Consider the following 20,648-nt stretch of genomic DNA (forward strand, 5'->3'; position numbering starts at 1 on the left):
GGCAGGTCCACGGAGGCGCGGAGAGGGCGCCGCCACCAGGACGTGTCGCCGACCCGGAATCGGCGGGGCGATCCGATGACGGAGAAGTGCTGATTGCCGCGTGCGTACCTGGATCACGAACCTGCGCCCCTTCGATGCCCTGACCGTGCCGCCGGTGGTCGAGCGAACCACCGACTTCCGCGAGGCGGAGCGTTTCATCAGGCTCTTCCACGCCGAGAACCCCCAGGCCGGCGGCCTGCACGCCCGGCTGCGCGACGTCTCCAGGGACGTGGCCCGCCACGGGACCTACACGCACACGTACGAGGAACTGGAGTTCGGCGCCCGGGTGGCCTGGCGCAACAGCAACCGGTGCATCGGGCGGCTCTACTGGCGCTCGCTGAAGGTACGCGACCGCAGGCAGGTGACCACGGCCGAGGGGGTCGCCCTGGAGTGCGTCGCCCACCTGCGCGAGGCCACCGGGAACGGCAAGATCAGGCCCACCGTCACCGTCCTGCCGCCCGACACCCCGGCGCTGCGCGGGCCCCGGATCCTGAACGACCAGCTCATCCGGTACGCGGGCCACCGCACGGGCGGCGGCCGCATCGTGGGCGATCCGCACAACGCGGAGCTCACCGACCTGGCCAAGGCGCTGGGCTGGCAGGGCAGGTGCACCCGGTTCGACGTGCTGCCGGTGATCATCCAGCCAAGCCTGGGCGAGCCGCTCCTGTGCAACCTGCCGGGGGACGCCGTGCTGGAGGTGCCGCTGGTGCATCCCGAGTACCTGTGGTTCGAGGAGCTGGCCCTGCGCTGGCACGCCGTACCGGCTATTTCGGACATGTGCCTGGAGATCGGCGGCATCTGCTACCCGTGCGCGCCCTTCAACGGCTGGTACATGGGCACCGAGATCGGCGCCCGCAACTTCGCGGACGCCGACAGGTACGACCAGCTCAAGATCGTCGCGAACCGGCTCGGGCTGGACACCTCGACCGAGCGGACCCTGTGGCGGGACCACGCGCTGGTGGAGCTGAACGTGGCGGTGCTGCACTCGTTCGAGCGGGCGGGGGTCACGATGACCGACCACCACACCGAGTCGCGCCGCTTCCTCACCCACCTGTCGCGCGAGGAGAAGGCCGGGCGCGCCTGCCCGGCGGACTGGTCGTGGATCGTGCCCCCGATGTCGGGCAGCGTCACCCCCGTCTTCCACCGCTACTACGACACCAGCGTCCTGAGCCCCGCGTTCGTCCATCGCCACCAGTCGCCGTCCTTGCCATCCCGGCCTAGAACATGGTTCGGTTAGGGCATGGCAGAACTGGTGCTCTCATCGCTCGACCAGGGCGTACTCACGCTGACCTTCAACCGTCCCGACACCCTCAACGCGTGGACGGACGCCATGGGGCGGCGCTACTTCGACCTGCTGGCGGAGGCCGAGAAGGATCCGGAGGTGCGGGCCGTCGTGGTCACGGGCGCGGGCAAGGGGTTCTGCTCGGGGGCGGACTTCGAGGCGCTGACGGCGATTCAGAACGGCACCTACGACCAGGAGCCCGATCCGCGGCCCAACACGTTCCCGACCACCGTCGCCAAGCCGGTCATCGCCGCCGTCAACGGGGCCTGCGCGGGGCTGGGCATGGTGCACGCGCTCGTCTGCGACCTCGTCTTCACGGCCGCGGACGCCAAGTGGACCACGGCGTTCCCGCGCCGGGGCCTGATCGCGGAGTACGGGCTGTCGTGGGTGCTGCCCAGGCTCATGGGGCAGCAGCGGGCCATGGACGTCCTGCTGTCGGGGCGGGTGTTCACCGGGGCCGAGGCGTACGAGCTCGGGCTGGTCAACCGGGTCGTGCCGGGGGAGAGCGTGGTCTCCGAGGCGCAGGCGTACGCCCGGGAGCTCGCGGCCTACAGCTCGCCGGCGTCCATGGCGGTGATCAAGCGCCAGGTGTGGCACGACTGGGACACCACCCTGGAGGGCTCGGCCGCGACGGCCGTCCGGGAGATGACGGCCTCGTTCCGCCGCCCCGACTTCGCGGAGGGCGTCGCCAGTTTCCTGGAGCGACGCCCGCCGAACTTCCCGCCCCTGTAAACGGTCAGGCCAGGCGGTGGGCGCCGCGGGCCGGGGTGGCAGGCAGGAAGCGGGGAGCCTGGAAGCCGCGCTCCGCGTACGCGGCGGTCACCGACTCCTCGACGCCGGCCAGGCGCTCCACCGGCACCAGGGCGATGGCGGAGCCGCCGAAGCCGCCGCCCGTCATCCGGGCGCCCCGCGCCCCACCCCTGACGGCGGCCTCCACCGCGACGTCCAGCTCCGGCGACGAGACCTCGTACTGGTCCCGGAGCGACAGGTGCGAGGCGTTGAGGAGGGCGCCGATCTCGGTGACGGCGCCCGCGCGCAGGAGGCCGATGAGGGCCTCGACGCGGTGGTTCTCGGTCACGATGTGCATCGTGCGCTTGCGCTCGTCGCCCTGGAGCCGGTCGAGGGCCGCCGCCAGGTCCGTGACGTCGCGCAGGGCCGGGACGCCGAGCTTGCGGGCGGCCGACTCGCACTCGGCGCGGCGCTTGGCGTACTCGCCGCCGGCGTGCTCGTGGTGGACCTGCGTGTCGATGATCAGCATGCTGAGCCCGTGGGGGGCCAGGTCGAGCGGGATGTTGCGGGAGGCGAGCGAGCGGCAGTCGAGGAACAGCGCGTGGCCCTCCTCGCACAGCGCCGAGGCGGCCTGGTCCATGATGCCGCAGGGCATGCCGACGAAGTCGTTCTCGGCCTTCTGGCTGAGCAGGGCGATCTCCATGGGCGTCATGCCCAGGTCGTGCAGGTCGTTGAGCGCCGAGGCGACGGCCACCTCAAGGGCGGCGCTGGAGCTGAGGCCCGCGCCCTGCGGGACGTCGCCGTCGATCGCGATGTCCGCGCCGCGCACGCGGTCGCCCAGCATGGCGAAGACGCCGACGACGTAGCGGGCCCAGCCCGTCGACTGGTCGTGGCCGGTGAACGTGAGGGGCTCGCCGGAAGCCTGGAGGGAGAGGAGCCGGATGGTGTCGTCCGTACGCGGCGTGATCGCGGCCGTGACGCCCCACGGCACGGCGAAGGGGAGCACGAAGCCGTCGTTGTAGTCGGTGTGCTCGCCGATCAGGTTGACCCGGCCGGGCGCACGCCAGACGGTCTGGGGGGACGCGCCATAGGCGGCACGAAAAGCTTCAACAACGCGCATAATCGAACACTCCTCAACAAAGGCCCGACCGTAGACTAGCGCCATGGAGGAGCTGCTGGATCCCGCGCTCGGCCGGGTCCGGGTGTTCCTGAGGCATGACGACAACAAACCCCGCAAACTCCGGTACAACCTGGGCCATTCCCGCCTGCTGACCTTCGGCGGCGCGTACTCCAACCACATCAGGGCCGTGGCCGAGGCGGGGCGGCGGCACGGGATCGAGACCATCGGGGTCATCCGGGGCGAGGAGCACCTGCCGCTGAACCCGTCGCTCGCCTACGCGAAGGCGTGCGGGATGACCCTGACCTACCTCGACCGGGCCTCCTACCGGCTCAAGCACACCGAGTCCGTGCTGGCGGGGCTGCGGGCGCGCTGGGGCGAGGACGTGGCGATCCTGCCCGAGGGCGGGAGCAACGCCGCCGCCGTGCGCGGGTGCGCCGAGCTGCCGGGGGAGATCTCCGAGGCGTACGACGTCATCTGCTGCCCGGTCGGCACCGGCGGGACGCTGGCCGGGATCTCGGCGGGGCTGCCGGAGGGGAGGCGGGCGATCGGGTTCGCGGTGCTGAAGGGGGCGGGCTTCCTCGCGGACGAGGTGGCCAGGCTGCAGCGGGAGGCGTACGGGCGCACGTGGGCGAACTGGGAGCTCAACCTGGACTACCACTTCGGCGGCTACGCCAAGTCGACCCCCACCTTGGACGCATTTATCCAGAATTATCGTGTTGAAGGCATCTATGTGGCCAAGATGCTCTACGGGATCCTCGACCTCGCCCGGCGGGGCGCCTTCCCCGACGGCGCCCGCGTCGTCGCCGTGATCACCGGACAGCCCTCCATGCCCGTCGCCGGGTGAGCGGCCCCCACCGGCTCCGGCTCCGGTGATCCCCGGCGGCCCCGCCCCGCCCGCGCACGCTAGCCGCCGAGCTGGTCGAGGACCGGCGCCACCAGCGCGTTGAGCTCGCGGGTCAGCACCACCACGGTCCGGTGGGCGCGCTGCTCGACCTCGTCGTGCGGCCCCTCGGGCTCGGACGGCAGGTCGTCGAGGGGCACGGGCACCTCCAGGAGCAGCGAGGCCCGCAGGAAGGGGAGCCTGGCCAGGTCCTGCTGGGTCGGCTCGACGTACTGGCCGAAGGTCTCCTGCCAGCCCAGCCAGCCGCGGTCGCGCCACCAGGTCCGCGAGCGGGTCAGCTCCTCGGGCAGCGGCGAGACCACCCTGACGCGGGCGTAGAGCGAGCCGTCCCAGGTGTTGCGGTGACAGGTGGCGTCGAGCACGCGCCGGTCCCACCGTACGTAGCCGGGGGTCAGCGACGGCGGCGTGGCCAGCCGCCATGCGGCGCACGCGAACCTGACGGGCGCGATGTCGCCCCACTCGAACTCTTCGAGATTCTTGCGCACGTGTACGGCATAGCGCCCGTCACGGTCTCTGTCGAACTCTTGATCGATCCAGAACGCCTTGCCCATGGGGACTACGCTACGGCCTCACTCGCTCCGCCGGGGCTCCAAGTCGTACGCGCCACCCCGCATCCAGATCCGGGAATGGCCTGTGACGGAGGGGACACATGTGTAGTTTTTTCACATTGTTGGATGACTTTGGGGTGAGCAATGGCGTCAGAACAGCTCGACGCGGCCATGAGCCACTGGAAAGCGGGAGATCTCGACGAGGCCGCCGCGCTGTTCAGGCAGATCGCGGCCACAGGGGACCCGGAGGCCTCCCACCTGCTGGCCGGCCTGCTGCAGGAGCAGGGGGACCTTGACGGCGCCGAGGCGGCGCACAGATCGGTGATCCAGTCGGGCGACCCCGTGTTCGGGCAGCGCTCGGCCATCGCCATGGGCATGATGCTGGTCGCGGCCAAGGAGTGGCCGGCGGCGCACCGGGTGCTCACGATCGCGTCGGACGGTGCCGACTTCGAGGTGGCCGCGCTCGCCGACACGGCGCTGGTGCTGGTGCTCACGCAGCTGGGCGACGCGGACGGCGCGCAGGCGGCGCTGGAGAGCGCCCGCAGGTGTGACAGCCCGGCGGTGGCCGAGCTGGCCGCGCAGCTGGAGCTGCCCGAGTTCCACGTCCAGGACCCGGCCTCGGCCCGCGAGCTGTACGAGGCGGCCGAGGACGAGGACGACTACCGGGCGCTGCTGACCTGCGGCGACCCCGACGTGGTGTCGCTGTCGGCGTTCCGGCTGTACCAGATCCACGCCGAGGAGGAGGAGTACGAGCAGGCCAGGCAGGTGTGCGAGCACGCCATCGCCGTCGGCCACCCCGACCACCTGGCCATGGCCCACAAGCTGCTCGGCGCGGTGCTGGTCGACCTGGGCGAGTACGCCGAGTCCGCCGCCGCCTACCGCGTGGCCGCCGAGGACCCGAGGCCCGACATCCGGCTGCCGTCGCTGGTCGAGCTGGCCAAGGTGACCGCGTCGCTGGGCGACGTGGAGGAGACCAAGGCGATCTTCCGCCGGGTCATCGCCAGCGGGCAGCGCGAGTACGTCGTGCAGGCCCACGCATGCCTGGCCCAGATGAACGTCGAGGCGGGCGAGACGGCCGAGGCGCTGGCCGCGCTGCGCGCGGTGCTGGAGGCGGGGGAGGACGAGTGGGCGTCGATCTGCGTCACGATGCTCGGCCTGCTGCTCGACCAGCATCCGGAGGTGTACGACGAGGCCATGGAGCTGGCGCGGTTCGCGTCCGGGCACGACGACCCCGACGCCGCGTTCAAGGCCACGCTGCTGCTCGAACACGCCGCCAGGCAGCAGCCGCTGGCCGACCCCGTCGAGGAGCAGGCGCTCCAGGACACCGACGAGGGGCTGGCCCGCCTGCAGGCCGGTGACGTGGCCGGGGCCAGGCTGCTGCTGCGCGGGGCCGCCGACTCGGGCGCGGCCACGCAGTCGCTCAGGGCCATGGCGACGCTGGCCCAGCTGGAGATCGGCGAGGGCGACCGGGAGCAGGCCGACGAGCTGCTCTCGTACGTGGTCGAGGGCGACGACGTGCTCCAGGGCTTCAGCGCGACCTTCCTGCTGCACCTGCTGCGCGAGTCCGGGCAGGAGCCGCACCCCGTGCTGGCGGCGATGCTCGACCACCAGCGGCTGGGCAGGGAGGAGGGGCTGGTCCGCTACCGCGCGGCCATGGACCATCCGGATCCCGCCGTCGCCGCGATCGGCGCCGCCGTGTTCGCCCAGGTGCTGGCCTCGATCGGGTACGACCTGTCGGACGCGGCCAAGCTGTTCGAGTCGGCGGCCGAGAGCGGGGACCCGCTGGCGCTGTCGTACACGGCGGTGCTCTGCAAGGAGGTGCTGTCCGACGAGGAGGCGTCGGTCGAGCTGCTGCGCCGGGCCAGGGCGGACGGCCATCCGGTGCTGGCGCCGTGGGTGGGGTACGCGCTGGGCGGGCTCGTCGCGGAGCACGACCTGGGCGAGGCGCGGGCCGCGTACACGACGGCGTTGGACGGCGGCAACCGCGGACTGCGGATGGAGGCGGGCGCGTCGCTGTTCACGGTGCTGGAGCGGCAGGGCGACCTGCTGGCCGTCTGCCGGCTGCACGAGAGGCAGATCGAGGAGGAGACCTCCGCGGACGCCCGCTCGCGCAGCGCCTGGCTGCTCGGGCTGCACCGGGTGCGGGTCGACGACCTCGCCGCCGCGCGGGCGGCCTTCGACCTGGCGACGGGAGAGCCGGAGGAGATGGGGCGCTTCGCCCGGTTCCTCCTCGACCGCGACCTCGACGCCGCGGCCGGGGCGCTGGAGGAGATCGACGACGAGGGCAACTCCTTCCTGGTGAGCATGCTGGCCATGGAGTGCGCGCACGCCTGGCAGCGGCGCGGCGAGCTCGCCGCCGCCGACGCGGCGCTCTCGCTGGTGCTCGCCGCCGGGCACCCCGGCAACCGGCAGGAGGCGGGCTGCTACCTCGGCGCGCTGCGGAACGACGCGGGCGACAAGCGCGGCGCCCTGGAGGCGTGGGAACGGGTCGCGGACGGCGACAACGCGCCCCTGGCCGCCATGACCCTGAGCGACATCGGGCAGGTGCGGCAGGAGCTCGGGCTGCTGACGGAGGCGGCCGCGGCCTACCGGGGGGCGCTCGGGGAGCTCAGCGAGGCGCGCAGGCAGGACACGACCATCCGGCTCGCCGAGGTGCTCGTGGCGAGCGGTGCGGCGCAGGAGGCCGGCGAGCTGATGACGGCGGAGTTCGGCGAGGCCGGGCGGCTCCAGTTCGCGGCCATGCTCAGCGACCACGGCGACCTGAGCGCCGCCCTGGCCCTCCTGACGCCCGGCTCGGGCGACGTGCTCGAGGAGCAGGCGCTCGGGGAGCTGCTCGCCAGGACCGGCGACGTGGCGGGGGCGCGGGAGGCGTTCGAACGGGCCGTGGCCGCCGACGCCGGGTCCGCGTCCGGCACGCTGGTGACGGCGGGCAAGGCGCTGGCTGAGGCGGGCGACGACGAAAACGCCCGCGCCGCCTACGAGCGGGTCGTCGCCCTGGACGACGACGAGTGGTGCACGGCCGTCGCGCGCGTCCGGCTCGGCACGGCCTCGGCCAAGGAGCGCGGATGGGTGCTGGCCGACGACGGCGACCGGGAGGGGGCGGTCGCGGCGCTGACCGAGTTCGCCGGGTCGGAGCTGATGGCCGAGGTGCTGCTCGCGCTCGAAGGCAACGACGCCAAGGCCGTACGCCGCCTGGTGGCCGCGGCGGACCCGCAGGACCGGCGGGAACCCCTCGCCGAGACCCTGGACCGGGCCCGCGGGCTGGACGACGAGCACCCGGTCACGGCGCTCTGCCGGGTGGTCGCCGAGCTGGGCGAGCCCGACCTCGCCGCGCAGGCCGCGCTGGACATCGGCGTCGCTCTCGCCCGGCGCGGCCACCACTGCCGGGCCGAGCTGAGCACCCTCCCCGCCACCGAACACCCGCAGACGTCCGAGATGGCCTGGCGCAACATCGCCATCCTCCGCCACCGCCGCGGCGACCTCGACGGGGCGATCGAGGCCGCCCGCGCCGCGATGCCCGCCACCGCCGTCGTGCTGTCCGACCTCCTCGACGAGCGGGGCGACGCCGAGGGCGTACGCGAGGCGCTGACCGCCGGTGCGGCGACCGGGGACCTCGAAAGCCTGCGCCACCTGGTCGCCCACCTGCTCCTCGCGGAGGACCACGACGCCGTGGTGAAGGAGGCCGAGCGCGCCGTCGGGACCGGTGACCCCGAGACCGTGTCGATGGGCTACTGGGCGTGGGGCGACGCGTACAAGGCGCGGGACGACCTGGAGAACGCGGCCCTCATGTACGGGCGCGGCGTGGACACCGGCTTCCCCGCCACCTCGCCCGGCATCCGCGTGGACCTCGCCAAGGCCCTGCGCGGGCTGGGCGACGCGGCCGGCGCCGTCCGGGAGGTGCGCCTGGCCATGGAGTCCGGCGTGCCCGACGCGGTGGAGAGGGGCGGCGTGCAGCTGGGCCTCTGGCTGTACGAGGAGGACGACCACATGGGGGCCGCCCAGGCGTTCGCGGTCGCCGCGGGAGCCGGCTCCGAGGTGGCGGCGGGCAACCTGCGCGTCCTCGCCCGCCAGGCGGCCGGCCGCGGCGAGCACGACCTGGCCGTGCGGATCATCCGGCTGACGGGTGAGGACGCCGGCGACGTGGCGCGCGAGCTGGGCGGGCAGTGCGAGGATCCGGCCGCTGTACGTGCGTACTTCGAGCTGGCCGAGCGGGGGCCGTTCACCGAGCTGGACATCGCCGACCGGCTGGCCGAGCTGGGCGAGCACGCCGAGGCGCGGGCGATCTACGAGCGGCTCAGCCGGAGCGACGACTCGGACGTACGCTTCGTCGCCGGTGGCAGGCTGCTCGAACTGCTCGACGACGAGGGGGACGCCGACGCGTTCTTCGACGTCGCGCAGCGGGCGGCGGCCGACGCCGACAGCCCCATCCGCGGGGTGTTCGGGAGCCTGCTCGGCATGCTCCAGGAGAACCGCGGGGACACCGAGGCGTCCCTGGACACGTTGCGGGCGGCGGCCGCCGGCGGCGAGCCCATCGCGCTGGCCACGCTCGCGCAGACGCTGGTCGGGGCCGGGCTGGTGGACGAGGGGCGGGCGACGTACCTGCGGGTGCTCGACGCCGGCGACGCCGACCTCGCGGCGCGGGCGATGATCGCGCTGGGGCAGTCGTACCACGAGGAGGACGAGGAGCGGGCCCGGGAGTGGTACCTGAGGGCCGTCGAGCAGACCGAGGGGCACTACAGCGCGCTCGCGGCGATGTACCTGGGCGCGCTGGCCAAGCGGAACCGGGACTTCCCCGAGGCGCTCACCTGGTACCAGCGGGTCATCGACGCGGGGGACTCCGAGTCAGGGCTGGCCGCGGCGCACCTCGGCGAGCTGTGCTACTGGCTCGGCGACCACGACGGCGCCCTGCGCTACTACGAGCTCACGCTGGGGCTCACCGAGCAGGCCGACCTGGTGGCCGAGGCCGCCTGCCGGATGGGGGAGATCCGGTACGCGCGGGGCGACGTGGACCGGGCCCGGCGGCTGCTGGTGACGGCGGTGGAGACTGGCGACCCGTCCTTCGCCTCCCCGGCCTCGACGCTGCTGGCCAAGATGGGGTGATCCCTCCCCTCAGCGGCACCGCGCCGAAACGCGTATCCTTACGTCAGGTAGCCGAGAGGTTGCCCAGTGTAGTGAAGGAAGCTTCCGGCGCTCCGACAGGAGATCTCGTTGCGCATCACCGCAGCACTGACCGGCGGTCTGCTCGCCGCCGCAGCCGTCCTCATCGCGATCGCCCCGGCGGCGTCGGCCGCCGCCGGGCCCTCCGTCGTCACCGGCGAACAATGCCTCCGCGGAGGTGGGCAGATTCGCCGGATCGAGGAGGGCGGAAGGCGCTACTGCCACGGCGGCACGTACGACGGTCACGCCATCGGGTAGTTCGGGGTGACCGTGGCCGGATGCGGTCGTAGCGCATCACGACCACCTGCGACTCGGCCGGCCGCTCGTCGTGCGGGACGGGCGGCGGCCGAGCAGCGCCAGCAGGCCGACCGTGACCAGCCCCAGCGCCGACAGCTCCAGCTTGTCGGCGAGGGTGGCGGCGTTGGCCAGCACCCCGAAGGCGGTGTGCCCCACCAGCGCGCCACCGGCCAGGCAGAGGCTGTGCCGGTCCGTCCACCCGTCGCTCGCCGTCCACCGGCGTACCAGCCATCCGGCCAGCACCGCGAGCGCCGCCGCGCCCAGCATCGGCGCCGCCACCCAGCCGCCGTGGGTGAAAGCGGGCTGACGGGCCCCGCCGAACGGGAACAGCAGCGCCAGATACCCGAACCCGGCCAGCACCCCGAAGACCCCCATCACCCAGGGCCCGGGAACCGCCCCGACCCGCCTGCCGTCCACCCCCGACAGCGGGAGCACGCGCAGGGCCACCACCGCCAGCAGCGCCACGGCGGCCACGCACCCCGCCAGCACCGAGACCGGTGCCTGGTAGCCGGGGTCGATGGAGGTCGCCACGGTCACCCGCAGCAGCAGCCCGCCCAGCACGAACACCACTGCGGCCACCACCACCCCCGTCCGCTTCAGGTACGGCCGCTCGCGCAGGGCCGGGAAGGCCAGGTCGGCCAGGAGGATCGGCAGCGCCACGCTGAACACGGCGTGGTAGGGCAGGTTGAGCTCGGTGTAGGCGCTGTTCAGCCCGAGGAACCTCGGCGCCCACCCGGCCACCCCGTACATGGTGGGGCTGCTGAGCGCCTGCAGCACCAGTCCCTCCTCGACGATGCCGTACGCCAGTCCGAGCAGCAGGATCGACGGCCAGCCCCCGCGGCGCCGTCGTACCAGCTCCCGGATCAGCACTGTGCCGGCGCCGTAGATCGGGATCCACAGGAGCATCAGCCAGATCTGGCTGAGCGGCGGGTTGCCCAGGGTGAGCTCGGCGATGGCCGGGGTGATCACCGCGAGCAGCAACGCGGCTCGTCGGCCGCCTTTTGGTGTGTCGGGTGCGTTCATGGGGCCAGCGTGCCGGGCGGCGGGTGCCTTCCTCTGCCGGCGGACGGCCGGAACGTGGCAGCCCGGGTTGTTTTCCTTCAGACACTTCGGACACCTGTCCTGGTGACTTTGGTTGGGGTCCACGGGTGACCTCGGTTGCCCGTGCGGGGCCGCAGGGCGGGCTACGATCGGCGGTTGTGTTGCTGACCAGCGCGGATGAGGTGCGGATCGGCCGGCTGCGGTCGCGGGGCGGCTGGGTCGTGGGCCTGGGCGGGTTCGTGCCCGCGCTCGCCGGCGCGGTGGCGGTGGTCTGGGGGGATCTGGCGGGCGGTCCTGGCTGGTACTTGATCGCGGACCTTGTCGGTGGCGTGCTCGCCTGCGCGGGGGTGTGGCTGTGCCGGAGGTGGCCGGTGTCCGCGGGGCTGGCGGTGATCGCGCTGTCGGTGCCCGCCGCTTCGGCGTCGGTGGCGGCGGGGATCGCCGCGCTGATCGCGGCCCTGTATCGGCGGCCGCGCGTGGCGATCGCGGTGGGGGCGGCGGGGGTGGGGGCGACGCTGGTCAGGTTCGCGTTGCGGCCGCCCGGGCTCGCGCCGTATCCGGTGTGGGCGCTGGTCGGGGTGCTGTTCGGGGTGGCGGTGACCGGGTGGGGGATGCTGGCGCGTACCCGCCGGGAGCTGGTGCTGTCGCTGGCCGAGCGGGCCCGCCGGGCGGAGGCCGACCAGGTGCTGCGCGCCGAGGAGGCCCGCCGCGCCGAACGGCTCGGGATCGCCCGGGAGATGCATGACGTGCTCGCTCACCGGTTGTCGCTGCTGGCGGTGCACGCGGGGGCGCTGGAGTTCAACGCGGACGCGACGCCGGGCGAGGTCGCGCAGGCGGCCGGGGTGATCCGGTCGAGCGCCCGCCTGGCGTTGGAGGAGCTGCGGACGGTCGTCTCGGTCCTGCGCGATCCGGCCACACCGCCGTCGTCGGGCGGTGGGGTGGATCTCGGGGCGCTGGTCGAGGAGTCGCGGCGGGCCGGGATGCGGGTTGAGCTGCGCGATCAGGAGGTGCGCCTGTCCGAGGTGCCGGATACGGCAGGCCGCGCGGCGTACCGGATCGTGCAGGAGGGGCTCACGAACGCGCGCAAGCACGCGCCCGGCCGGCCCGTCACCGTGCTCGTGTCGGGCACGAGGGGGGCCGAGCTGGTGGTCGAGGTGCGCAACCCGCTGCACGGCGGACCGGCGGCCCTCGCGGGGACCGGGGCGGGGGCGGGGCTGGCCGGGCTGGCGGAGCGGGCGTCGCTGGCCGGTGGCCGGTTGGAGTGGGGGGAGACGGCGGAGGGCGGGTTCCGGCTGGCGGCCCGGCTGCCGTGGCCGGAGTGAGGGCGCGGTTACGCTGGGGCGCGGGCCTGGCTAGCATGGCCCGGGTGAGAGCCGACGAGAGCGCGCCGATCCGGGTGCTGATCGTGGACGACGACGCCCTCGTACGCGCCGGTCTGACGTTGATGCTCAAAGGGGCCCCCGACCTGCGTGTCGTCGGCGCGGTGGCCGACGGCGGCGAGGTGGAGCGCGCCGTGGCCGAGCACGGGCCGGACGTGGTGCTCATGGACATCCGGATGAACGGCCTGGACGGCATCGAGGCGACCCGGCGGCTGCGGGCGCGGGCGGGGGCGCCCGAGGTGGTGGTGCTCACCACGTTCGACGCCGATGAGCTGGTGTTCAGGGCGTTGCGGTCGGGGGCGAGCGGGTTCCTGCTCAAGGACACCCCGCCGGAGGGCATCGTGGACGCCGTGCGGAAGGTCATGGCGGGGGAGCCGATCCTGTCGCCGAGCGTCACGCGAAAGCTGATCGCCCACCTGGTGCCCGAGGAGGAGAGCCGGCGACGTACCGACGCCCGTCAGGTGCTGGCGCGGCTGAGCGAGCGGGAGCGCGAGGTGGCGCTGGCGGTCGGCCAGGGGAAGCCGAACGCGGTGATCGCCGGTGAGCTGCACATGAGCGTGGGCACCGTGAAGGGGTACATCTCCCGCATCCTCACCAAGGCGGGCCTGGACAACCGGGTTCAGCTGGCCCTCATCGTCCACGACGCCGGGCTGGGGTAGAGGCCCGGAGCGTCAGCTCGATGGGGGTGTCAGGAGCAGGGCGCGCATCGCGGTCTGGACGGCGTCGAGGTTCACCGCCTCCGGGGCGACCCGCCATTGGGCGTGGACGCCGATGACGGCCCCCACCAGCAGGACCGTGAACGCCTCCGGGTCGATCCCCGGGGGCAGCGCGTACGCGGGAATCCGGGCCAGCACCCCCTCCCGGAGCGCCGCGTGGAGCCGCGCGTAGTGCTCGCGGATCGGTGAGCCGACCTCCACGGCCTCGGCCAGCAGGGTGATGAACAGGCGCGTGGCAGGCAGCCGGATGAAGCCCACGACCTGGTCGAGCGGGTCGTCGGAGCGCTCCCCAGCTGGCGGGGGGAACCCCGCCAGTATGGCCTGGAGCTGGTCGTCGACCACCGCCTCCAGCAGGCCGAGCTTGTTGCCGAAGTGCCAGGGGATGGAGCCGCGGCTGATGCCGGCCTTGTCGGCGATGTCGATGAAGCTCGTCTGCCGGTATCCCTTCTCGGCGAAGAGCTCGGCGGCGGCGCTCACCAGCAGCCGGCGGCTCTCCTGAGTCCTCTCGATACGTCGCGTGGCCATGCGGAACATCTAACCAGGCATGCCGGATGGCAGAGCATGTGCTGAGCGATATAGCCTATGTCAGCCAACATAGAAACCGAGGAGGTTCTCATGCGTTGGGTGACCTATGCCACGGACAGCGGAGACCGTGTGGGGGTGATCGGCGAGGAGGGCCGGATCCACCCCCTCGCGCCGGGCGTGAGCCTGATCGAGCTGATCGCCCGGGGCGCGGAGGAGCTGCGGGCGGCGGGCGAGGCGGCCCTGGCGTCGGCGGTGCGGACGGTCCCGCCGGCCGAGGCCAGGCTGCGCGCGCCGATCCCGCGCCCGCCCTCGATCCGCGACTGCCTGTGCTTCCTGGACCACATGCGCAACTGCCAGGAGGCGGCCGGCTCGCCCCGCACGCTCGACGACACCTGGTACGAGCTCCCTGCCTTCTACTTCGCCTGCCCGTCGACGGTCGCCGGCCCGTACGACGACGTGACGATCTCCCCCGGCAGCGCCTGGTTCGACTTCGAGCTGGAGATCGCCGCGGTCATCGGCCCTGGCGGGCGGGACCTCACCCCGGAGCAGGCCGAGGAGCACATCGTCGGCTACACCGTCTACAACGACTGGTCGGCGCGCGACCTGCAGCTGCGCGAGTCGCCGCTGGCGATCGGCCAGGCCAAGGGCAAGGACGGCGCGACCACGCTCGGCCCGTACCTGGTCACGCCGGACGAGCTGGCGCACCTCCGCCGCGACGGCAGGCTCTCCCTGCGGGTCGAGGCGAGCGTCAACGGCCGGACCATCGGCTCGGGCCGCACCGACGCCATGGACTGGAGCTTCGGCGAGGTCATCTCCTTCGCCTCGCGCGGCGTGGACCTGGTGCCGGGCGACGTGTTCGGCTCGGGCACGGTGCCCGGCTGCTGCCTCGTCGAGCACCTGTCCCTCGCCGATCCGGCCGCGTTCCCCGGCTGGCTGCGGGACGGCGACGTCGTCGAGCTGACGGTCGAGGGGCTGGGCCGCACCCGGCAGACCGTCCGCGCGTCCGCCCCGCCGTACCCGCTCGCGCCCCGGCACAACCCCGACCGCCGGCCCGCACGCCCGCGCGTCAACCGGGCCCCGTCGAAGCTGCCCTACACCCGCGGGCTGCACGAGGTCGCCGCGGGCGTGTGGGCCTGGCTGCTGCCCGACGGCGGATACGGCTGGAGCAACGCGGGACTGGTCGCGGGGGAGGGCGCCTCCCTGCTGGTGGACACCCTGTTCGACCTGCCGCTGACGGCCGAGCTGCTCGCCGCCGTGCGCGGGATCACCGACCGGCACCCGCTCGCCCACGCCGTCATCACCCACGCCAACGGCGACCACACCCACGGCAACCAGCTGCTGGGCGACTCGGTCCGGATCGTCGCCGCCGAGGCCACCTGCGCGGAGATGCGGCACGAGCTGCCCCCGGAGATGCTGACCGCCGCCCAGGTCGTGGACGTCGGCCCGGCGACCCCCTACTTCCGCGAACGTTTCGGCGCCTTCGACTTCAGCGGCATCCGCCTGCGGCTGCCCGACCTGACCTACGAGGGGGAGCTGACCCTGGACGTCGGCGGCCGTGAGGTGCGCGTGACGAACCTCGGCCCCGCCCACACCGGCGCCGACTCGGTCGTGCACGTGCCGGACGCGGGCGTGCTGTTCGCGGGCGATCTGCTGTTCGTCGGCTGCACCCCGATCGTGTGGAGCGGCCCGATCGGCAACTGGATCGCCGCCTGCGACAAGATGATCGCCACCGGAGCGGACACGATCGTCCCCGGCCACGGCCCGGTCACCGACCCCGACGGGATCCGCGCGGTGCGCGGCTACCTCACCCACGTGATCGAGCAGGCGGACGCCGCCCACGCCCGCGGCCTGTCCTTCGCCGAGGCGGCCGAGGCGGTGGACCTCGGCGAGTACGCCACCTGGCTCGACTCCGAGCGGATCGTGGTCAACCTCCACCGCCGCTACCGCGAACTCGACCCCGCCGCCACACCCCCGCTGGACCAGCTGACGCTGATGGCCATGATGGCCGAAAGGGCGCTCTCATGAGACTGCCGAACACCGCCTACACCTCCCACCCGTGGCGCATCCACGAGTTCACGAGCGACTTCTCGGTCGAGGACGTGTGGTCGTTCCGCACTCCCGGAGCCGGGCCCGGCGACTTCCCCGCGATGCTCGCGGCGATGCTCGCGGCGATGCGAACCGCCGGCGGATTCGCGAAGCAGGCCCGGCCGGTGAAGTTCCTGTTCGCCCTTCGATGGCGGCTTGGCGCGCTCTTCGGCTGGGACAAGCCGTCGGCGGGCGTCGGCGCGCGGGTCGCCTCGCTCCGCGACCGACTGCCCGCCGACCTCCGCGACGCCCCCCGCGGCCCGGACAGCGAGAGCCTGCCGCTCAAAGCGGTGTACGAGCTCGACACGGAGTGCGCCCGCGAGCTGGCGAACAAGACCGTGCACACCGTGATGCACCTCGGCTGGGCCCGAGGGGCGAACGGCGACCACGAGCTGCGGATGGCCGTCCTCGTCCGGCCGAACGGCCGGTTCGGGCGGCTCTACCTGACCGTCATCGCCCCTTTCCGCTACCTCATCGTCTACCCGGCCCTCACCCGGCAATGGGAACGGGCCTGGCGCGACCGATGAGTTCCCGCCGTCCGGCCGGTCTGTACCGGTGACCATGACCGACATGGGCTCGTGCGGACGGAGGACAGCGAAATGAGCGGTGTGCAGCTGGGGGTCGGCCTCCCCAACGGTGGAGAGCACGCGACGCCGGAGACGATCGTCCAGGTGGCGGAGGAGGCGGAACGCGCCGGGCTCGGCTCGGTCTGGACGTACGAGCGGCTGCTCCGGCCGACCGCGCCGATCGCGATGGGCGGCGAGGGCGGGCCGGTGATGGACGCGCCGGAGGGGTTCGCGATCTCCTACGACCCGCTGGAGGTGCTCGGGCACGTCGCCGCCCGCACCGAACGGATCAAGCTGGGCACCAGCGTGGTGGACGCGCTGTTCCACAACCCGGTGGTGCTGGCCCGGCGGATCGCCACCCTCGACCGGCTGAGCGGCGGGCGGCTGCTGGCGGGCGTCGGGCAGGGCTGGATGTCCCAGGAGTTCGAGGCGGCCGGGGTGCCGATGACGCGGCGCGGCGCCGGCTTCGAGGAGCACCTGCGGGCGATGCAGGTCGTGTGGGGGCCCGACCCGGTGAGCTTCGAGGGACGCTTCTACCGGATCCCCGAGTGCGAGATCGGCCCCAAGCCGGTGCGCGAGGGCGGCCCGGTCCTGCTGGTCGGCGCGGTCGCGCCCGCCGCGATCGAGCGCGCGGCCCGGCTGGGCGCCGGGGTGTCTCTGGTGATCTTCGACTGGGACGCGCTGGCCGGCATGATCGAGGCGTACCGGCAGGCCGCGCGGGCCGCCGGGCGTCCCGCGGGACCCGTCGTGGTGCAGGTCAACGGGATGGTGAGCGCGAAGCCGCTGGACGAGCGGGCGCCGCTGACCGGCTCCGCCGAGCAGGTCGCGGGCGACCTGGACCGGCTGGACCAGCTGGACGTCGACCACGTCTTCTGGGCGATGCCCGGCTCGCCGGCCGAATCCGTCCAGGCCATCGCCCCGCTCCTGACCCGCTGAGCGGGCGTCCCGGTGCCCTGCGAATGGATCGCCGCGGCTCTCGACATTAATTAAATGACCGATTAGTCTCATCTGGTCAAACAAATGAGGTGAGACCAGATGGTCAAGGCAGGACGGCCGCCGCAGGATCCGGCGCGCCAGCTGGAGCGGGCGCACCGGATCCTCGACGCCGCCGCCGAGCTGGTCCTGCGCTGGGGTTACGGCAAGACCACGATCGACGACGTGGCCAAGCGCGCAGAGGTCGCCAAGGGCACCATTTACCTGCACTGGAAGACGCGCGACGAGCTCTTCGCCGCGCTGCTGCGCCGCGAGCGGGTGCTCATGCTGGCCGAGGTCCGCCAGGGTGCGCCGGCCACGCTGGGCCAGCTGTACGGCGGTTACGCCCGCGCGCTGCTGCGCAGGCCGCTGCTCCAGGCGCTGATGCGGGGCGAGTCGGACCTGCTGGGCAAGTTCGCGCGCCAGAAGCAGCAGGCGGGCCAGTCGGCGGCGATGGGCCCGCCCCTGGACGCGTACCTGGCGGAGCTGGTCAAGCTGGGCGCGGTGCGCGAGGAGCCCGGGGACCACGCCATGGTGGCCAACGCGATCCTGTACGGGTTCCTGTTCGTGCCGGACGGCGTGTCCAAGGAGGCGGAGGCCGACCGGATCGCGTTCCTGGTGACCGACACCGTCGACCGGGCCCTGAGCCCGGGCCGCCCCCTGTCCCGCGACGACGCGGAGGTCGTCGCGCGGGCCACCCTCGACCTCCTCACCGTCGGGGAGGAGGTCGCCGAGCGGAAGCTGGCGGCGTCCATGGGCGGGACGCAAAAAGCTCAAAGGAGCGTGTGACGTTGAAGGCCGTACTCCCTCTCGACGACACGGCGGCGGACCTCGCGACCGTCGGCGGCAAGGGCGCCTCGCTGGCCAGGCTGACCCGGGCGGGGCTGCCCGTCCCGGCCGGATTCCACATCACCACCGACGCCTACCGGGCGTTCGTGGCGGCCTTCCGCGACGAGATCCCGCACGCGGAGGACCCGCGGGCGCTGTTCGCCGGGCATGACCTGCCCGCCGAGCTCGCCGCGGAGATCCGCCGGGCGTACGACGCGCTCGGCGACGACGTGCCGGTGGCCGTGCGCTCGTCCGCGACCGCCGAGGACCTGCCGGACATGTCGTTCGCCGGCCAGCAGGACACCTACCTCAACATCAGGGGCGACGCCCTGCTCGACGCGGTCAGGCGCTGCTGGGCCTCGCTGTGGAACCCGCGCGCCGTCGCCTACCGCGACCAGAACGGCGTCCCCCACGACGACGTGGCGCTGGCCGTGGTGGTCCAGGAGCTGGTGGACGCGGACGCGGCCGGCATCATGTTCACCGCGAACCCGGTCAGCGGCGCCCGCGACGAGACCGTCGTCAACGCCTCCTGGGGGCTCGGCGAGGCGGTCGTCGGCGGCCAGGTCACCCCCGACACGATCGTCGTGTCCGGCGGCGCCGTGACCCAGGAGCAGGTGAGCGACAAGACGGTCATGACCGTCCGCACCCCCGACGGCACGCGGGAGCGGCCCGTCCCGGACGGGCTGCGGCGGGCGGCCGTGCTCGACGCGGCGCAGGCCGTGGAGCTGGCCGCGATCGGCGCGCGCATCCAGACCCTGTACGGCACGCCGATGGACATCGAGTGGGCCAGGCGCGACGGGGAGTTCGCCATCGTCCAGGCGCGCCCGATCACCGGCATCAAGCCGCAGGTCGAGGAGTGGAACGACAGCCTCAAGGGCGAGTACCTGTGGACCGGCGGCAACCTGGGCGAGGCGATCCCCGACGTGATGACGCCGATGACGTGGTCGTTCGTGCGGCTGTTCATCCATGAGGCCATGTCCGCCTCGGCCCTGCCCGGCTTCGACCTGGTCGGCAACATCGGCGGCCGCTTCTACATGAACCTGAGCGTCGTCCACTCCATCGCCGGGGCCCTGGGCATGCGCGCCCGGCTGGGCGCGGTCGAGCAGGTCTTCGGCAAGCTGCCGCCGGGGCTCGGCGTGCCGCTGGTGCCGGTGTCGCGCTGGGAGATCATCAAGCGCGTCCTGCCCATGGCGATCGGCATCCAGCGCCGCGTGCGTACCAACCTCAAGGGCATGCGCGCGTTCCTGGCCACCTCGCAGCGGCGCTGCGAGGAACTGCGCGCGACGATCGCCGCCACCGGGTCGGGCCCCGAGCTGGCCGGGCTGTGGGAACGCGAGATCAGGCCCCACCTGGTCACCTCCTGCCGCATGCTGGAGGCCGCCGGCCGCCAGGGCGGCGCCACCCTGGTCTGGACCCGCGACCGGCTGCGCAGGATGATGGGCGAGGTCACCGCCGAGGCCATGCTGACCGGCGTGAACACCGACGGCGAGCTGGCCAGCCTGGGCCCGGTGATGAGCCTGTCCAGGCTGGCGCGCGGGGAGATCACCAGGGCGGAGTTCGCCCGCGCGTACGGGCATCGCGGCCCCCACGAGTTCGAGGTGTCGATCCCGCGGCCCGGCGAGGACGACGGCTGGATCGACGCCCAGCTCGCGGGCCTGCGCGACCTGCGGGCCGACACCGAGGCGCTGCTCGCGCGGCAGCGGAAGGCCAGGGAGGAGGCGTGGGCGGGCTTCGCCGAGCGCTATCCGCGCCAGGAGGCCAAGATGCGCGCCAGGGTCCAGCGCTGGAACGCGGTCGTGCGGGACCGCGAGTCCACGCGCTCGGAGAACATGCGGGCGTTCTGGGTGCTGCGGGCCTTCGCCGTACGGGCGGGGGAGCTGTCGGGCCGGGGCGACGACGTGTTCTTCCTCTACCTGGACGAACTGCTCGCCCTGCTGCGCGGCGACCCGTCCGCGCTGGAGCGGGTCCCGGTCCGGCGGGCCACCTACGAGCGGTACGCCGCCCTGCCGCTCTACCCCGCGCTGATCGTCGGCCACTTCGACCCCGTGCGCTGGGCCGCCGACCCCGCCCGGCGGGTCGACGTCTACGACGCGCGCGGCACGGCCCTGCCGGTGAGTGACACGGTGAAGGGCTTCCCCGGCGCCCCCGGCGTCGTGGAGGGCGTCGCCCGCGTGATCTCGGGGCCCGAGGAGGGCGACCGGCTCAAGCCGGGCGAGATCCTCGTCACGACGCTCACGAACGTGGGCTGGACTCCGATGTTCCCCCGGGCGGCGGCCGTGGTGACCGACATGGGCGCGCCGCTGTCGCACGCCTCGATCGTGGCGCGCGAGCTGGGCATCCCCGCCGTGGTCGGCACCGGCAACGCCACCATGCGCGTGCACGACGGCGACCGGATCAGGGTGGACGGCGAGCGGGGCACGGTGGAGTTGCTCGGGTGAAAAGTCTCCGCCAAGTCGATCGCTT

The 20,648-nt window shown here is 73.3% G+C and carries 16 protein-coding genes; 12 read left to right on the forward strand and 4 right to left on the reverse strand.

Annotated elements, in window-relative coordinates; genetic code table 11:
- Positions 1-100: 100 nt before the first annotated feature.
- Together ABZS69_RS18230 and ABZS69_RS18235 are read left to right on the forward strand one after the other, a co-directional pair.
- Positions 101-1,276: a nitric oxide synthase oxygenase gene (locus ABZS69_RS18230; RefSeq protein WP_355373261.1), complete on the forward strand. Its 1,176-nt coding sequence runs from the start codon at positions 101-103 to the stop codon at positions 1,274-1,276.
- Positions 1,277-1,279: 3 nt separating this feature from the next.
- Positions 1,280-2,053: an enoyl-CoA hydratase-related protein gene (locus ABZS69_RS18235; protein WP_355373264.1), complete on the forward strand. Its 774-nt coding sequence runs from the start codon at positions 1,280-1,282 to the stop codon at positions 2,051-2,053.
- 4 nt (positions 2,054-2,057) lie between these two features.
- Here ABZS69_RS18235 and galK read toward each other — a convergent pair whose 3' ends face one another.
- Positions 2,058-3,170, reverse strand: coding sequence for a galactokinase (gene galK, locus ABZS69_RS18240; RefSeq protein WP_355373267.1), 1,113 nt, complete (start codon positions 3,168-3,170; stop codon positions 2,058-2,060).
- Positions 3,171-3,213: 43 nt separating this feature from the next.
- Here galK and ABZS69_RS18245 point away from each other — a divergent pair, with 43 nt between their 5' ends.
- Positions 3,214-4,014 (forward strand): pyridoxal-phosphate dependent enzyme, encoded by an 801-nt coding sequence (locus ABZS69_RS18245; RefSeq protein ID WP_355373270.1) that lies wholly within the window; start codon positions 3,214-3,216, stop codon positions 4,012-4,014.
- Positions 4,015-4,073: 59 nt separating this feature from the next.
- Here ABZS69_RS18245 and ABZS69_RS18250 read toward each other — a convergent pair whose 3' ends face one another.
- Positions 4,074-4,622 carry a hypothetical protein gene (locus ABZS69_RS18250; RefSeq protein WP_355373273.1) on the reverse strand — a complete coding sequence of 183 codons (549 nt, stop codon included), beginning with the start codon at positions 4,620-4,622 and terminating at the stop codon, positions 4,074-4,076.
- A 141-nt stretch (positions 4,623-4,763) separates the two neighbouring features.
- On the opposite strand from ABZS69_RS18250, the gene ABZS69_RS18255 reads away from it, so the two are divergent.
- Both ABZS69_RS18255 and ABZS69_RS18260 read left to right on the forward strand, forming a co-directional pair.
- Positions 4,764-9,719, forward strand: coding sequence for a tetratricopeptide repeat protein (locus ABZS69_RS18255; protein WP_355373275.1), 4,956 nt, complete (start codon positions 4,764-4,766; stop codon positions 9,717-9,719).
- Between the two features lie 108 nt (positions 9,720-9,827).
- Positions 9,828-10,034, forward strand: a complete 207-nt coding sequence (locus ABZS69_RS18260) for a hypothetical protein (protein ID WP_355373278.1) — start codon at positions 9,828-9,830, stop codon at positions 10,032-10,034.
- Between the two features lie 36 nt (positions 10,035-10,070).
- Here ABZS69_RS18260 and ABZS69_RS18265 read toward each other — a convergent pair whose 3' ends face one another.
- On the reverse strand, positions 10,071-11,096 hold the full coding sequence (locus ABZS69_RS18265) for a hypothetical protein (protein WP_355373281.1): 1,026 nt from the start codon (positions 11,094-11,096) through the stop codon (positions 10,071-10,073).
- A 176-nt stretch (positions 11,097-11,272) separates the two neighbouring features.
- Between ABZS69_RS18265 and ABZS69_RS18270 the strand changes: the two genes are divergently transcribed.
- Positions 11,273-12,436, forward strand: a complete 1,164-nt coding sequence (locus ABZS69_RS18270) for a histidine kinase (RefSeq protein ID WP_355373283.1) — start codon at positions 11,273-11,275, stop codon at positions 12,434-12,436.
- A gap of 44 nt (positions 12,437-12,480) precedes the next feature.
- Positions 12,481-13,152 carry a response regulator transcription factor gene (locus ABZS69_RS18275; protein WP_355373286.1) on the forward strand — a complete coding sequence of 224 codons (672 nt, stop codon included), beginning with the start codon at positions 12,481-12,483 and terminating at the stop codon, positions 13,150-13,152.
- 12 nt (positions 13,153-13,164) lie between these two features.
- On the opposite strand, the gene ABZS69_RS18280 is transcribed toward ABZS69_RS18275, so the two are convergent.
- Positions 13,165-13,734, reverse strand: coding sequence for a TetR/AcrR family transcriptional regulator (locus tag ABZS69_RS18280; protein WP_355373289.1), 570 nt, complete (start codon positions 13,732-13,734; stop codon positions 13,165-13,167).
- Positions 13,735-13,824: 90 nt separating this feature from the next.
- On the opposite strand from ABZS69_RS18280, the gene ABZS69_RS18285 reads away from it, so the two are divergent.
- The 5 genes from ABZS69_RS18285 (at position 13,825) to ABZS69_RS18305 (ending at position 20,623) form a co-directional block, all read left to right on the forward strand.
- Entirely contained in the window at positions 13,825-15,759 is a 1,935-nt protein-coding gene (locus ABZS69_RS18285) for a fumarylacetoacetate hydrolase family protein (RefSeq protein ID WP_355373292.1), read from the forward strand.
- Positions 15,756-16,346, forward strand: a complete 591-nt coding sequence (locus ABZS69_RS18290) for a DUF2867 domain-containing protein (RefSeq protein ID WP_355373295.1) — start codon at positions 15,756-15,758, stop codon at positions 16,344-16,346. The genes ABZS69_RS18285 and ABZS69_RS18290 overlap by 4 nt, the downstream gene beginning before the upstream one ends.
- A 72-nt stretch (positions 16,347-16,418) precedes the next feature.
- Positions 16,419-17,321 carry a TIGR03619 family F420-dependent LLM class oxidoreductase gene (locus ABZS69_RS18295; protein WP_355373298.1) on the forward strand — a complete coding sequence of 301 codons (903 nt, stop codon included), beginning with the start codon at positions 16,419-16,421 and terminating at the stop codon, positions 17,319-17,321.
- Positions 17,322-17,420: 99 nt separating this feature from the next.
- Complete coding sequence (locus ABZS69_RS18300; protein WP_355373300.1) at positions 17,421-18,146, forward strand: helix-turn-helix domain-containing protein; 726 nt, start codon at positions 17,421-17,423, stop codon at positions 18,144-18,146.
- Positions 18,143-20,623: a PEP/pyruvate-binding domain-containing protein gene (locus tag ABZS69_RS18305; protein ID WP_355373302.1), complete on the forward strand. Its 2,481-nt coding sequence runs from the start codon at positions 18,143-18,145 to the stop codon at positions 20,621-20,623. The genes ABZS69_RS18300 and ABZS69_RS18305 overlap by 4 nt, the downstream gene beginning before the upstream one ends.
- Positions 20,624-20,648 lie beyond the last annotated feature (25 nt).

It is taken from the genome of Nonomuraea sp. NPDC005650 (assembly GCF_040605375.1).
Classification (GTDB): Bacteria; Actinomycetota; Actinomycetes; order Streptosporangiales; family Streptosporangiaceae; genus Nonomuraea.